General features: G+C 49.8%; 13 protein-coding genes. 6 read left to right on the forward strand and 7 right to left on the reverse strand.

Translation table 11 applies throughout. The features are described 5' to 3' along the window. Positions 1 to 49: 49 nt before the first annotated feature. From AABK39_RS14050 to AABK39_RS14075, 6 genes are all read right to left on the reverse strand, one after another. Positions 50 to 1,384, reverse strand: a complete 1,335-nt coding sequence (locus AABK39_RS14050) for a DUF58 domain-containing protein (RefSeq protein WP_338391971.1) — start codon at positions 1,382 to 1,384, stop codon at positions 50 to 52. Then, positions 1,381 to 2,316, reverse strand: a complete 936-nt coding sequence (locus AABK39_RS14055; RefSeq protein WP_421825165.1) for an AAA family ATPase — start codon at positions 2,314 to 2,316, stop codon at positions 1,381 to 1,383. The genes AABK39_RS14050 and AABK39_RS14055 overlap by 4 nt, the downstream gene beginning before the upstream one ends. Before the next feature lie 133 nt (positions 2,317 to 2,449). Beyond that, on the reverse strand, positions 2,450 to 3,910 hold the full coding sequence (locus tag AABK39_RS14060) for a DUF4350 domain-containing protein (protein WP_338391973.1): 1,461 nt from the start codon (positions 3,908 to 3,910) through the stop codon (positions 2,450 to 2,452). Further along, positions 3,894 to 4,583: a DUF4129 domain-containing protein gene (locus AABK39_RS14065; RefSeq protein WP_338391974.1), complete on the reverse strand. Its 690-nt coding sequence runs from the start codon at positions 4,581 to 4,583 to the stop codon at positions 3,894 to 3,896. The genes AABK39_RS14060 and AABK39_RS14065 overlap by 17 nt, the downstream gene beginning before the upstream one ends. 25 nt (positions 4,584 to 4,608) lie before the next feature. Next, the gene (locus tag AABK39_RS14070) at positions 4,609 to 4,983 is read right to left on the reverse strand and encodes a nuclear transport factor 2 family protein (RefSeq protein WP_338391975.1); all 375 of its coding nucleotides are present in this window, start codon (positions 4,981 to 4,983) and stop codon (positions 4,609 to 4,611) included. Positions 4,984 to 4,991: 8 nt separating this feature from the next. Next, positions 4,992 to 6,815 (reverse strand): stage II sporulation protein M, encoded by a 1,824-nt coding sequence (locus AABK39_RS14075; RefSeq protein WP_338391976.1) that lies wholly within the window; start codon positions 6,813 to 6,815, stop codon positions 4,992 to 4,994. Positions 6,816 to 6,990: 175 nt separating this feature from the next. Between AABK39_RS14075 and AABK39_RS14080 the strand changes: the two genes are divergently transcribed. After that, positions 6,991 to 7,719, forward strand: a complete 729-nt coding sequence (locus tag AABK39_RS14080) for an RDD family protein (protein ID WP_338391977.1) — start codon at positions 6,991 to 6,993, stop codon at positions 7,717 to 7,719. Positions 7,720 to 7,782: 63 nt separating this feature from the next. On the opposite strand, the gene AABK39_RS14085 is transcribed toward AABK39_RS14080, so the two are convergent. After that, a complete protein-coding gene (locus AABK39_RS14085) occupies positions 7,783 to 8,160 on the reverse strand; it encodes a hypothetical protein (protein WP_338391978.1) in 378 nt (125 codons plus the stop codon). Positions 8,161 to 8,259: 99 nt separating this feature from the next. Between AABK39_RS14085 and AABK39_RS14090 the strand changes: the two genes are divergently transcribed. From AABK39_RS14090 to AABK39_RS14110, 5 genes are all read left to right on the forward strand, one after another. Further along, a complete protein-coding gene (locus AABK39_RS14090; RefSeq protein ID WP_338391979.1) occupies positions 8,260 to 9,609 on the forward strand; it encodes a hypothetical protein in 1,350 nt (449 codons plus the stop codon). Between the two features lie 117 nt (positions 9,610 to 9,726). After that, a complete protein-coding gene (gene ispG / locus AABK39_RS14095; protein ID WP_338391980.1) occupies positions 9,727 to 11,709 on the forward strand; it encodes a (E)-4-hydroxy-3-methylbut-2-enyl-diphosphate synthase in 1,983 nt (660 codons plus the stop codon). 308 nt (positions 11,710 to 12,017) lie between these two features. Further along, positions 12,018 to 12,227, forward strand: a complete 210-nt coding sequence (locus tag AABK39_RS14100) for a DUF6728 family protein (protein ID WP_338391981.1) — start codon at positions 12,018 to 12,020, stop codon at positions 12,225 to 12,227. Between the two features lie 24 nt (positions 12,228 to 12,251). Then, on the forward strand, positions 12,252 to 13,523 hold the full coding sequence (locus AABK39_RS14105; protein ID WP_338391982.1) for an AAA family ATPase: 1,272 nt from the start codon (positions 12,252 to 12,254) through the stop codon (positions 13,521 to 13,523). After that, positions 13,520 to 14,215: a retron system putative HNH endonuclease gene (locus AABK39_RS14110; RefSeq protein ID WP_338391983.1), complete on the forward strand. Its 696-nt coding sequence runs from the start codon at positions 13,520 to 13,522 to the stop codon at positions 14,213 to 14,215. The genes AABK39_RS14105 and AABK39_RS14110 overlap by 4 nt, the downstream gene beginning before the upstream one ends. Positions 14,216 to 14,245 lie beyond the last annotated feature (30 nt).

Here is a 14,245-nt window from a genome sequence, read left to right on the forward strand (position 1 = left end):
ATAAGGATTCAGACTGTAAACGGTAAGCCGGGAGATTCATTGCCCGGCGTTATATCATCCCCCTCGACTTCAGTTCCAGATACTTGTTCAAAGCGTTGATGGAAAGATCTTTTGGGGTGGTTTTTATCACTTGGATACCGTGGTTGGCGAGCACCTGAGCTATACGATCTTTTTCCTGAACGAATTGCTTGGCCACCGTTTTCTCGTAAATCCCCCTCAGGTCCGTCGCCGGATCGCCGGCAATGGCTTTCACCTCCGTATTTTCGAAAAATACCACAACCAACAAGTGTAGGCGACCGATTTTCCGCAAAAGGGGCAATACCCGCTCCATGGCCGTCACGCTTTCGAAATTGGTAAAAAGCATCAGCAGGCTCCGCTGGGGCATAAATTTACGGATCACGGTATACAACAACTCGTAGTTCGACTCCAAATCCCGCTCCTGTTCATTATAAAGGGCGTTTAGAATGCTGCGGAGCTGGGTTCTTTTCCTGTCGGACTTTATAACCGTTCCTATACTGTCGGAAAAAGTCAGGAGACCGGCCCGATCCTCTTTGCGCAAAGCGACGTTCGAAATAGCCAGACTTGTGTTTATCGCATAGTCCAGCAGGCTCATGCCTTCGAATGGCATACGCATATTCCGGCTTTTGTCGATTACGCAATAAATGTCCTGGGCTTTTTCGTCCTCATACTGGTTTACCATCAATGCGCCTCCGCGCCCGGTGGCTTTCCAGTTGATGTTCCGGAAATCGTCGCCCTGGACGTACGGTTTCACTTGTTCGAATTCGTAGCTATGACCAATGCGCCGAAGCTTTTTCAAGCCTTCCACAGTCGTAACCCTCGAAAAAGCCTGAAGCTCGTATTCCCGCATCTGCTTAACCGACGGATACACCGCCACCGTACATCCCGCCGGAATTTTGTCCAGTCTCCGCACAAAGCCCCAGTTCGTCCGGCTCACTATATTCAGATTGCCAAACGCCAACTCACCACGGCGGGTAGGCCTGAGCTTGTAAGTGAACTTTTTCGTTTCCCCGGCTTTCAATTCCAACCTGAACGAGAGATCCCTGAGCTGAAATTCGGCGGGTATATCATCATAAAGTTCACAATCCAAGCGTAACCCGGTGAGGTTTTTTACTTTTACCCTTATTGTATTTTCATCTGAAAGGGAAAAAGTCTTGGCCGTTTCCCGCTCGGCTTCCACCGCTTCCTTATTTGCGAACAGCCTGAAAATATCGGCCACTACTACCACAAAACAAGCTACTAAACAGACATGCGCCGGAATATAGAGCAACGGCAACACAAAGCTGAGCACATACAATAAGACCACGCCCGAAAACATGTAAAAGAAACGGGGAGACAGGCGCAGGCTTTTCCAGACTCTTATCATCTCGGAACCTCGATTTGCTTAATAATTCCGTTGATAACATCCTCCACTTCCATTCCTTCCATCTCCCGCTCCGGCGTAAGGATAACGCGGTGGTTCAGCACGGGAGCCGAAACGAAACGGATGTCGTCCGGAGTAACGAAATCGCGCCCGCGGATGGCGGCGGTAGCTTTCGACGAATTCATAATGGCCAACGAAGCCCTCGGGGAAGCACCCAAGAACAAGTCCGGATGGTGGCGGGTCTTGTACGTCAGCTCGGCGATATAATCGACCAATTCGTCTTTGATATGTATGTTTTCGATAATCTCCTGGCAAGCTTTAAGCTCTTCGGCATTGAAAATCGGGCGAACTTCTTCGTGCGTTTTTTTGCCTGAAAGGTCTTCACGGAAACGGCGAAGGATCATTTTCTCTTCCGAAAGCTCGGGATAACCGACTTTAATCCGGAAAAGGAACCTGTCGAGTTGCGCTTCGGGAAGTTTGTAGGTTCCTTCCTGCTCTATCGGGTTTTGGGTAGCCACGATAAAGAACGGATAATCCATCTTGTGCGTAGTTCCGTCAATCGACACTTGTCGCTCTTCCATGATCTCGAACAAAGCCGACTGCGTCTTGGCCGGAGAGCGGTTGATCTCGTCGACCAACACCACATTGGAGAATACCGGCCCGGGCTTAAAGCTGAATTCGGAATCTTTCATATTGAAAACCATGGTTCCCAACACGTCCGAGGGCATAAGGTCCGGCGTAAACTGGACTCTGGAAAAATCTACGGAAAGCGTCTTGGCCAGCATCTTCGCCGCCAAAGTCTTGGCCACACCGGGCATACCTTCCAAAAGCACGTGACCGCCGGTGAAAATTCCCGTCAACATCAAATCCACGGTATTGTCCTGCCCCACGATCACTTTCCCTATCTCGTCGCGGATACTGTCGGCCAAGCGCATTACCCTTTCGGCTGTCGGGGCTTGCGACGTTTCGGTTTGCGTTTCCTGTCCGGAAAGTCCCGGCTCCCGCTCGGGCATTTCCGCCATATTGGTTTCTTCCATCTTATTTTTTTCTGTTTTTCTTCTTAAAAACTCAGGCTACCGCTTCCGGCTCTTGCTTCTTTACCGACGTTCCGTCGGCGGTGGCTTCGTAAAACTTCTCCACCGAACTGTAAAAATCCGCAAGCTTGCGGGCCCTTTCGCTCTTTCCGCTTTCGTAGACGGTAGCGTAATATTGCCTAAAAAGCACTTCGATGTCTTCCGAATTCACTCCCGTAGCCTTGGCTATCGGCTCCACCAATTCGTCGGTTTTCCCCTTTGTCGGGATATGATACTTTTCCCTGATATAAGCAAAAAACTGATTCTTGATATGCTCGGCGACTTTCACCTCGCCTTGCTTGCTGTTATAATAGAGTTGCGCAATATTCTCCACAAAAGCCTTCGAACTGTTCTCCGGCGCTTCCACCAACGGAATAGCCTTGTGCTTGCGCCTTGACTCGAAAACGACATAGAGCAGGGCCAGAACCAATACCAGGTAAATTGCCGACCGGAGTTGCGGTTTCGACAATACATAAGATAAAGGTGTCCGCTGGGCACCTCCCAAATTAAAACTCACTCTGTAATTATGGGAATAGGCATCCAAAAATACCGGACCGTCCTGCAAAGACGACAACAACAAAGAGGCGAACTCGGCGCCTACACTGTCTTTCAGGAAATAATTGGTGAGTGGCCTCGGATTCTGCGCCACTATAATCTCGCCTTCGCCGTAATGAAGCTTGATACCCGCCATCTTATCCGCATACAACCAAATCAGCGTATCGGCGTTTGGCCTGAGCCTTTCGTCCTCGTCAAAATAATACCACCTGCCTCGGCGGTCCTTCTTTCCGCTCCGATATGTAAACGGGTAGTATTCCCTTTTCGAATTTTCCGGACCGAACGAAAAAATTCCCTGCTCACGGAACTTATAATCCCGACGGTTAGGTCCAAAATAGTTATCCTCGGTCAGTTTTGCCAAAGCATCCTGTATAGAGTCGGAAGCTTCAAGGCTAAGCGAATCAGGGTCAAACTCCTCTACTAGTAGGGAGTCCTCTCTGGTATTCACTATTATTTCCTCAATCGCTTCGGCTTCTTCCTCCCAAATCGCTTCAAGAGAGTCCAGTTCTTTTTCCGAAAAAGTTACGAAAACGGAGTCCAGCAACTGTTTGGGTAAAGATTCGGCAATAATCATCGCCCGGTTTCCCTGCTTGGCGAAGTCGAAAATATTGCTTAAGTCCGCGCTGTCGAGATAAGGTCTTTTTCCTACAAAAATATAGTTTGAGCGCCCGAGGCTATCATTCAGCTTCTTGTAATGCGACAATGCGGACTTAATCAGCGTCACGTCTTCGGATGCGCTCACGATCTCTGTAAAAAGTCCCAAACCGTAAGGTTCATCGCTCTTTAGCTCGTAGTTTGAGCGCCAGTCGTACTTCGGTACGAACAGGGTCCTGACATAATAGAGGCTACTCACCACTACCACAAGGACGACTATTACCGCTAAATTACGCGTGTTCAACATCTGGAATTTGCTTTTTGAGTTCTTCGTGATAGCCGGACACCCGGTCAAAATCCTCTTCGCCAGCCATAAGGTCGGCATACCAAAAACGTTCGAATTCGAAAGTGATCCGCCTGAACGTCTCCCTCATCTCAGGCCGTTCCCGTAACTCGCGCACATATTGATAATTGGTCTTTTCCCTGCTCACCTCCAAAAACTCGCCTTTGGAAAGCGAACGCAAGGACAGCAAAAAAAGCACTCGGACAGCCGCTTTGTAATCTTTGGCAGACAAGGCCGCTTTCAGCATGCCGTCCAAATCCAGATCGCGTATATCTTTTTCCAAATCCTCGGAAAACGACAGGTCGGCGTTCCTTACGTTAGGGTTCGAAAAACCGGAATAGCGTCGTGCCACATAATAGGCCACCCAAAGCAAAAAGCCTATGACTATAGCGTAGGCCAAGATTTTCAGCGCCGGAATCATTCCGGCTAGGGAAAACCCGCCCGTACCCTTTTTTTTACGCTTTACGGGTTCGAATTCGTAATAATCCTCCGTATAGTCAAGGCTTTTGGATTTCTTTTCCAAAGCCTCTTTGTCCAGACGGTAAGCCCTGTCGGAAGCCGGCGCCGTGCGGGGAGCTAATACGCCCCCAGCCACGATTGCCAATAAAATCAAAAGCGATATCGGTGATACTCGCATATTTTTCAGTTCGGATAAACTATTCTCATTTCTCTATCTTCTGGAAGCTGTGCCAGTAATAGCGCTGATACACGATCTGGCCGTTTTTCCAGCGCTGGCTAAAAGCTTCCTCCAGCCTTGTGCGGGTGCCGTCTCCATTGTCGATCATGATATCCATCTCGCCCATCACGTTTCCAGTCTCGGTGTCAGCCACCAGCGTTATTATTTTTGTCTCCACTGATTTGGTCTGTTCCAAATTCCCGACCTCGTTGTTTTTCAGCGTCTCTTTTCCCCGGGTCTCCGCATCACTGTTTTCCCTTTGCACAATATCGTCGGCGTAAAACCTGTCGATCACTTCAATGTACTTTCCGGCCTCCACCATCGCCTTATACTCCCCTACCAATTTCTTGAAGTCACTCATACTTATATTCAGTTTTCACGGGCAATTCCCCTGTATGATTTTCTTGTCCCCAATCCTTCCAAACGCCTCAGCAGATCGCAGGAAGTGTAACGCTCTTTTATACTATGGTAACAAAACAGGTTTTGGCTCAAAGCCAAATAGATTCCCAAGCCTACCACCATAAACTTTATAGCATGCATCAAGCCCGCCGTAAGCTGCGCCTTATAAGCGAAATCGTCGCTGATCAAATAGCCGAAAAGATAAGCCTGAAGTCCGAAAGCCGGCGTAGTGATCAGCATGTACAGCAACAGGTTGATGATTCCCACCAAAGTCAGCGCCCCCAGAATTTTCCCGATATTCGAACGGACCAAACGGAAAGCCAACTTAAACGCCTCCCCTTTCTGTTTCCGCAGAATATGCGCTACGATTATGGACACGGAAAAAAACTGAAGTCCGAACAGAAGCCAACTAAGCGATACGTGCGGTAAGAAAAAAGGCAAAGCAAGCGTCACGGCAAACGGACTGACGCGCAGAAACTCCTTGAAAAAGGGAGCCCCGTTTCTTAAAGAAGACAAAGTCCGGCAATAAGACCACAAAGCGCTCGCCACCAACAGAAATATCACCGAAGCCCGGACCGTTGCGGGGATATTCACCTGCAACGGGGAAAAAAGCCCGATAGGGTCCCCTTTGATATCCATCAGCATTACGGAATCGTCGCCAAAGACCTGAACCAGTACGGCTCCGGCTATGGCGGCGGGCAAGATTCCCGCCAGCACTTTGCCAATACGGGAAGAAGCCCAACGGATAGTTTCGCTCAGACATTCGCCCGCTGTCAGCAAATCTCCCAAACGCGGCGGTTTTTCCTCACGATAGGGAATCTCTTCAGCCCGGTCGGCCTCTTCGCCCAGCGAGACATAAACTTTCTTCGGATACCAGACAAAATAGAAATACATGAACCCGAAAGATATGGCAATGGACAACGCCCGTAATATGTCAGGCACGTCGGTAAGCCTTGTGATAAACGACTCGACTATAGCGGCGAAGACAATCAGGGGAATCAGCCCCATCAATATCTTGACCGAACGCAAGGCTCCGATCCGCAAGGCTTGGCCACGGCTGTAAGTCCCCGGAAAAATCAGGCCTTTGCCTAATACCAGCCCAGCCCCACCCGCGATTACAATCGATGAAATTTCCACGGCTCCGTGTTGCCAAATGGCCAGAAAGGATTCGCCTAAAACGCCTTCGTTATAAAACATCGTCTGGAAAGTGCCGAGCATCACCCCGTTACCGATCAAAACGAAAATGCATCCCAAAGCGGCAAACAAACCGGACGCATAAGTCAGCACCGTCACCTTGAGGTTGTTGGCCCCGATCCTAATAGCCATCCCTACAGCATCCGAATCTTTGTAGACGGCGGCAGGATCGCCCTTTTCGATATTCCGCAGGGTCATATCCACATAGCGATCGCCCAGAATCTGGCGCGTAAACTCGGGCTCCTGAATAGTGGAGAAAACGCCCACCAATACGGCCAAGAGAAAAACAACCAGCGACACCAAATACTCTTTTCTGGAATGGTAAGAAATTAACGGAAGTTCCTCTTTCCAAAAATCCGCCACGGCTTTCCATTTCAGGCCCCGTTGGCGATAAATCCCGCTAAAAAGTTTTTTGGACAAGCTATTGAGGTACAATCGGATAGACCTGTGCTTGTAGTACGTCCTGGAAAAAGAAAGGTCGTCGGTAATCTGTATAAACGATTTGCTTAGCTTGTCCGGATCCTGATCCTTAGTGTTGATATGGTCTTCGAGCGTTTGCCATTTATCTGTATTATTCTTGATGAAATTTGATTCTTTCATGCATTTTGATAATTGATCAAGCTGAGTTAATTTACATAAAAGTTATTTTTTTAAATATTATTAAGAGGAAAATCATCTTGGAATAAAAGGTGATTTTTAGGTAGGTGTCCCTTCCCGTTATTTGACTTGGAGCACAACGCATTAAGCGATAAGGGTTTAGGGCAGACAGAGCGATATGAAGAAAATAGACATCCGAACCACCCAAAACGTCACTATAGAATACCCACTAGCCTCTACCATGGATCGCGTTTTGGCCTATGGTCTTGATTTGATCATAATTACGGCCTGCACGTCCATTCTTAGCCTCTCCTCGGCATTGATTTTCAGAGGCTCTCCCGTTATGGAGTATATCATCGGCTTCATCATTTTGCTTTTTATCTTTGCGTACCATTTGAATATGGAGCTCTTTTTCGGAGGCAGATCTTTCGGTAAGAAGATAATGAAACTCCGGGTGGTAAAAATCAACGGAATGCGAGTAAGCGTATACGACTATTTTCTGCGCTGGGCCTTCCGTATTTTCGATTGTATGCTGTCCATAGGGTTTCTGGGAATCCTCAGCGTTTCCTCATCCCGTAACAAACAGCGTTTGGGCGACCTGATGGCGAATACGACTGTGGTAAAAGACAGCGAAGACCACTATGTAAACCTAAAAGACCTGACATCACTGAAGTCGGGAGAAAGTTACACGGCCAAATACCCTGAAATCACCAGACTTACGGAAGCGGATATGCTATTGGTAAAAGAAGTTCTGGACAGGGTGCAGGACAATAAAAGCCAAGCCTCGACGGACGTGATTAACCTAACGGTCGAAAAAGTGACGGAAGCCACAGGCCTAAAAGCGCCCGCCAACAAGGTGGATTTTCTGCGCATTTGCCTGAAAGATTTCGTTTACCTGACACGTTAATCGGGGCTTAGGTATCTGGTATTACGTATTAGGTACCGTGCCGATAAACGCATCTAAAAAACGTCAGCGAACTATTGTATGTCCCGGGCTGATTCGGAAGCCCTGCCTGGAGAAGTACCGGAATGGAAAGGCCAACACCAAGGCTACCGGGAAGACGAAGGAAACGAAATCCGGAACAACTGACGACAATAAAGAGAGCCCAACGGCTATCAAAAGGAAATCCAGAAGAAAAGACACTACACTACTACAGATCCGAACGCTATCCGGCATTGAGTCGGGACAGCCATCCGCAATCTGTTCTTTGTCAAGGATTATCGTTTCCACTATTCCGCAGGTTTGTTTGGCGCAATATGCGGAAGCAGCGTTACTTGTCGCCCAAGCCCCTGTTAAGCCTTTATTGCTAATGGCCTTCAGTATTAAGTCCTTATGAACATCATCCATACCCAAGCATTCGCCAAAAGACCAACCTAATACTTACCAAGGCTTTCTCCGCTCCGAAAGCGCCACCTTACCGGCACGTTTATTTCGAGCACATCAGGCATGCGCAGGCAAACATTGCAACGGAAAAGAAAAACGCGGAATTCCGCCCACGGACCGGGAGGAACTTCATCCGCAAACTTCTTTCCGAACAGCAAAGTGCTCCAACGCCTGGAAAATTACCAGCGCATAGCCGACAAGGCCAACGACAAACAGCAACCCATACAGCCGATGCTTACCAGTTTGGGCTTCCGTAACCTTATTGCGCCCGGTCTAATTGAGTTCCGCCCGTTTTTCATTAAGTATCCAGAGTTGGGAGAGGTGGATCACCTACTTTACGAATACGCTTACGTTAGGGATCCTAAGTCGGAAGAAGGGGTCAGAACACGACTGGAACTTATCATCAAGATGGAAAGAGCCATAAACCGCTACCATGCCAAACATCCCGTCGCCGTATTCGCCGCTTCCGACACCGGATTGCCGACGCCTACCAGCATGGACGTGGTGGTATTCAAAACCATGGACGAATTCGAAAAGGAATTTCAGCAACTTATCCAACTCACTATCGAAAGCGGGTTTCCGCTGGCCCTGCCTAATTTCGGACGGAAATCGGTGGCCATAGCCAACCGCCGGGGCCAAACGGATGACTTTACGTTGCTGGACTTTTCGCCAAACTTGGGCACCGACGCCACGCTAAGCCTTTGGAACAAAATAGTGTACGAAGACTCGGACATTTCAGTCCACGACGCTACCGTAGAACCAAACCTCCAAGTAGACGAAGACACTGGCCGACGTTTCGGCACACCCGTGCATTGGGAGGAAGAGGGTGATTCAGGCAAAGAGGAGTTCTTCGTTACCTGTTCCCCCACCGGACGCCCTGCTCCAACGTTCCTTTCGGAACAATCCTATCGGTTTTATTCCCATATAGCCCGGCTATTGGGCACCGATACCGGCTATACTTTGATAGACAATCTGGTCAAGACTTGTGCGGAGACCCGACAACCAGCGAACATCACGCTGGAAAAGCCCAAAAATCCGCCGAATTCAACACTTACGCTTGGCCCAAACGCCGTGATTCCCGCACTACGCAATGCGGTGACGGCCCCTCCGCCAAGCGAAAGAACCGAACTCAAGCTCTCGCTTCCGGACACGAACGCCGGAGCGATGCTTCAACCCATCCCGTCGGCAAGCGCCAGCGCCGCCAAATACACGGTAATGCCTACCTATACATGGACCGCCACGCAACTCTCCGGCCTCTTAAGTGCCCTGCGTGGCGAACACCGCCGAAACGCCGAGCGGGCTCACGGATTCGGACAATATATTAATCCTATGCGCAGAGAGGTTGACCTGCCTCCTATACACCATGTCAGGCAGGTTTACCTTCCTTTTCACCAAGGCCAATCGCGCCGCTAAGGCTTAAGCTGTCAATTTCCCGTACTATTCTCACATCCTCAGCGTTCATTTTTGTAAGTTTGTACAGGACCTACTACGGTCAAGAATGATTCGGACGAATTTTTTCATCCATTGAAAATGAGCGAGAACAACATCTTGTATTGCGATAGCCTGACGGCATATTCAAGAAGAAAGACCGTGGAGGTCAATATAGGGGGCGTGCCCATGGGCGGCGACAATCCCATCCGTATCCAGTCCATGACCACCGTGGACACCATGGACACCGAAGGTTCGGTAGCCGAGGTGTTGCGTCTGGTGGAGGCCGGATGCGAATACGTACGTCTCACGGCGCCTAGCGTCAAAGAGGCCGAAAACCTGGCCAATATCAAAAACGAGCTCCGCGCCCGCGGCTGTAACGTTCCTTTGGTGGCCGACATCCACTTTACGCCAAACGCCGCCGAGGTGGCCGCGCGCATCGTGGAGAAAGTACGAGTAAACCCCGGCAACTACGCCGACAAGAAGCGCTTTCAGGAAATAGACTATACCGACGAGGAATACGCCTCCGAACTGGAACGTATCCGTGAGAAGTTCGCCCCCTTGGTGGAGCTTTGCAAAGAGCACGGCACGGCCATGCGTATCGGCACTAACCATGGTTCGCTTTCCGATCGTATCATGAGCCGTTATGGCGACACGCCGTTCGGAATGGTGGAATCGGCTTTGGAGTTTATCCGCATCTGCGAAGATATGGATTACGACCAGCTTACTGTTTCCATGAAATCCAGCAACCCGCAGGTGATGGTGCAGGCCTATCGCCTTTTGGTTCAGAAGCTGGACGAGGAAGGTTTGAAGCCTTACCCGTTACATCTTGGTGTGACCGAGGCCGGCGAAGGCGAAGACGGTCGTATCAAATCGGCTGTGGGAATCGGAACACTCTTGGAAGACGGCTTGGGCGACACAGTCCGCGTTTCCTTGACCGAAGCTCCGGAATATGAACCGCCCGTAGCCCGCAAACTCGTGGCTCGATATGACGACCGTACAGGACATGCGCAGGTAGCGCCAGTTGACAACGCTCCGGTTGATCCGTTCCGCTTCCAACGTCGTGAGACGGTACAGGTAGCCGATTTCGGAGGCAAGCAGGTACCGCGCGTTATTGCCGATATGCACGACGTGGCCGAGACCGGCGTAACGAACAAAGACCTTGGCGCCGTGGGGCATCACTACCTTTCGGCTACCGATAAATGGCATTTGGCCGATATGGCCGCCGATTATGTTTATACGGGTGATTTCCCGATGGACTTCGAATTGCCTAGCGCATTGAAGGAAGTCGTGGACTTCGAGGCTTGGAAAGGCTTGGAAGACACCGAAAACCGCTTCCCGCTCCTGAAGGCATCCGAGCTTGAAGGCGAAGCCCCGCATCCCGAGCTGAACTTCATCTTGGTAAAAGCTTCCGACCTTTCGGAAGAAATCTTCGCCAAGTTTAAGAACAAGAACAATATCGTATTGGTATTAGAGACGGAAAACGCCCACGGCATGGCCGAACAGCGCCGTTTCTTCTTCCAATTGATCGAGAAAGAAATCAAGCTTCCCGTCGTCATATTGCGTGACTACGCCGATATGGACGAGGAAGACCTTCAGATACACGCCTCCACCGAAATGGGCGCCCTCCTTGTGGACGGCCTCGGCGACGGTGTATTGCTGCGTCGCAAGACTCCGGCCCTCGACGCCGACGCCCTGCGCAACGTGCTCAAGCGCCACAACAGCGTAGCCTTCGGACTCTTGCAGGCCGCCCGTATGCGCGTCACCAAAGCCGAGTACATCTCTTGCCCTTCATGCGGTCGTACGCTCTTCGATTTGCAGGAGACCACCGCCATGATCCGCAAGCGTACCGACCACCTCAAAGGCGTGAAGATCGGTATTATGGGATGCATCGTAAACGGTCCTGGCGAGATGGCCGACGCCGACTACGGTTACGTAGGCTCCGGCAAAGGCAAGATCACCCTCTACCGTGGACAGGAAGTGGTAAAACGGGGCGTAAACTCGGAAGGCGCCGTGGACGAGCTGATCAACCTAATCCGCGAAGACGGTAACTGGGTGGAGCCCGAGACTTCGCCAGTAGTCTGAGCGTATTAAAGAAGACAAAAAATCATAATGTAGAGACAGGGTACGCCCTGTCTTTACGTATATTACAGATAAGTAGTACAAAGTAAATAGTAAAGCGTAAAGAGACTGCTCGGAAAAACCTAAATCCAAATAAATCTACAGGTTACCCCTTCAGGCACTCCTCACTCAAAGCATAAACTATTTCACTGAATGTACTTCTGAAGAAAGACCTAAATAAAACAGGCCGTCGCAAGGCTCCAGCCTTGTGACCAACCAAACAGCAAGGTTCCAACCTTGCCACACCACCCTCCACACAAACCCCGACAATCATGAGCTCCGAAAACCGCAAAAAACCACAAGAAAACGCCAGCCTAAAAGACTACTTCAAGATAGGCGACCTCTTCGGCTACTTCTTCCGCAAGAAAGACCCGAATCGTCCCGGAGGCATCTACCTAAAAATGATGCACGGCATCAACAAATTCTCGATTCTCGTCTTCCTTTTGGCCGTGATTTACTTGGTGGCTAAGCGATTCTTTTAAGTCTATTTTTAAACAATAAAAACTATGTGGATCAAGAATCTTAAGATAGAAAACTTCAGATGCTTCGCCCAACAACTCCTTGAACTGCAGGAAGGCGCAAACATTCTGATAGGCGACAACGCAACGGGTAAAACATCCATACTCGAAGCCCTTAAGATTGCTCTAGGTAGTTTTTATTTCGGTATAGACGCCAGCCAAGCCACTTCGCCTTCCATTAGCCAAAACCGGGACGTCCGGCTAATACAAAACGAAAGAGGGCAATGGGACGCCCACCGACCGGTAAAGGTCAAAGCCGAAGGCAACGTATTTGGGACAGAGGTAGTATGGGAACGGGCCTTGAATAGCGCCAAAGGCAAAACTACAACAGGGCTTCTCGCGGACTTGAAAGAGGCAATACACAACGCTTATAACACTGAAGAAAGCTTATCACTACCGTTATTAGCTTACTACTCCACCGCCAGACTACAAAGCCAAAGAAAAGAAACCGAACCGTTCCGCCAAGGGGAACGCTACGAAGCGTATTACAATGCGCTGGAAGCCAGCTCCACTGTTAGTCGTTTCAAACAATGGTTCGAAAACCAAGACCGTATATCCTATCAGGAAGGCCAGCAAACATCCGCACTGCGTTCCGTTAGCCGAGCTATTCAAAACTGCTTGCCAAATTGTGACAGAATAAGCTATGACGCCCGCCTTACCGAGATAGTCATCATGGCTGAAGACGGGACCAAGACCCCTTTCCCATTGATGAGTGACGGATACCAGCTGATCACCGCCATGGTGGGCGATATCGCGTACCGTTGCGCGGTACTCAACGCGCACTTGGAAGAGCGTTGTCTCGAAGACACGCCGGGAGTGGTACTGATTGACGAGATCGAGATGCACCTCCACCCTTCTTGGCAACAGCGGGTAGTCAATGATTTGGCCCGAACTTTCCCTAAAATACAGTTTGTCATCACCACACACTCGCCGATAGTACTCGGCGGAGCCAAAGCCAACGTTATACGCCTAGGCGACCCCAACGCCGAAGATAACACCCCCGAAAGCGGCGTACTGGCTTATGGCCGTAGTCCGGAGCATATCATGTACGGCGAGCAGGGCGTAAAAACACGGCCTACCGAAATCGTCAACCGGATCAAGGAGTTCTATTCCCTTTTGGAGAAAAAGGAAATGGAAGAAGCCGAAAAGATTCTGCAGTCTCTCTTTATCCAAGGGTTTGGCGAAGACGACCCCGATACCGTACAGGCGCAACGCAATTACGACTTCGCCCTTTGGGAGATGGAAAACGAAGGGGAATGAGACATATAAAGAAAGATGGCGAACCCCGCGAGCTAACCGCCTTCAAAGCAAAGGGAGGAACGAAATACGAAGGCGAGAATCTGGACAAAAGCCCTATCCAAACACAACTCCTGAAAGAACAAGGCGGACTTTGCGCCTATTGTATGTCACGCATCAAGGCCGAGCCTGGCAAAACACCAAAGATGGGGATAGAACACCTAAAAGACAGGGCGACCCACCCCGGACTTCAGCTCGACTACAACAATATGCTGGGCGTGTGTTTGGGAGGAAAGAAGAAAAGAGAAACGGGCAAAGGCTCCAACAAAAAGGAAAACCTGCATTGCGACCAAAGCAAGGATTCCGACAAAGGCCACTTCGAACTCCGGTTTATGAATCCGCTATCAGAGCATGTGACAGCGCATTACACCTTTGCGGACGGCTATGTTCTACCAAATGATTCCGACCAGCAAAAACTTATCGAAGCTGAGATTGAGCAAGCCCTGAACCTGAACAACGATTTCCTTGTGGAAAACAGGCGAAAGCTGATTAACGAACTTAAGGACAGATACACCAAAGACGTAAAGGGCAAAGGCAAAAGAGACAAGACAATATTCCTCAACAAAATGCTCAGGTTTTATAAGGAGCCGAACAAAAACGGCCAATTACAGCCCTACTGCGAAGTGGCTATCCAATGGCTGGAAAGCAAAAAGTGACAACAGCGTTCCCGATCCTTTCCAACCCCA

The organism is Fulvitalea axinellae, from assembly GCF_036492835.1.
In the GTDB taxonomy this organism is placed as follows: domain Bacteria; phylum Bacteroidota; class Bacteroidia; order Cytophagales; family Cyclobacteriaceae; genus Fulvitalea; species Fulvitalea axinellae.

Bases quoted from the DNA above. Each gene is read 5' to 3' on its own strand.
- AABK39_RS14050 (WP_338391971.1), bottom strand. From the start codon at position 1,384: ATGATAAGAGTCTGGAAAAGCCTGCGCCTGTCTCCCCGTTTCTTTTAC.
- AABK39_RS14055 (WP_421825165.1), bottom strand. From the start codon at position 2,316: ATGCGCTTGGCCGACAGTATCCGCGACGAGATAGGGAAAGTGATCGTG.
- AABK39_RS14060 (WP_338391973.1), bottom strand. From the start codon at position 3,910: ATGTTGAACACGCGTAATTTAGCGGTAATAGTCGTCCTTGTGGTAGTG.
- AABK39_RS14065 (WP_338391974.1), bottom strand. From the start codon at position 4,583: ATGCGAGTATCACCGATATCGCTTTTGATTTTATTGGCAATCGTGGCT.
- AABK39_RS14070 (WP_338391975.1), bottom strand. From the start codon at position 4,983: ATGAGTGACTTCAAGAAATTGGTAGGGGAGTATAAGGCGATGGTGGAG.
- AABK39_RS14075 (WP_338391976.1), bottom strand. From the start codon at position 6,815: ATGAAAGAATCAAATTTCATCAAGAATAATACAGATAAATGGCAAACG.
- AABK39_RS14080 (WP_338391977.1), top strand. From the start codon at position 6,991: ATGAAGAAAATAGACATCCGAACCACCCAAAACGTCACTATAGAATAC.
- AABK39_RS14085 (WP_338391978.1), bottom strand. From the start codon at position 8,160: ATGGATGATGTTCATAAGGACTTAATACTGAAGGCCATTAGCAATAAA.
- AABK39_RS14090 (WP_338391979.1), top strand. From the start codon at position 8,260: ATGCGCAGGCAAACATTGCAACGGAAAAGAAAAACGCGGAATTCCGCC.
- ispG (WP_338391980.1), top strand. From the start codon at position 9,727: ATGAGCGAGAACAACATCTTGTATTGCGATAGCCTGACGGCATATTCA.
- AABK39_RS14100 (WP_338391981.1), top strand. From the start codon at position 12,018: ATGAGCTCCGAAAACCGCAAAAAACCACAAGAAAACGCCAGCCTAAAA.
- AABK39_RS14105 (WP_338391982.1), top strand. From the start codon at position 12,252: ATGTGGATCAAGAATCTTAAGATAGAAAACTTCAGATGCTTCGCCCAA.
- AABK39_RS14110 (WP_338391983.1), top strand. From the start codon at position 13,520: ATGAGACATATAAAGAAAGATGGCGAACCCCGCGAGCTAACCGCCTTC.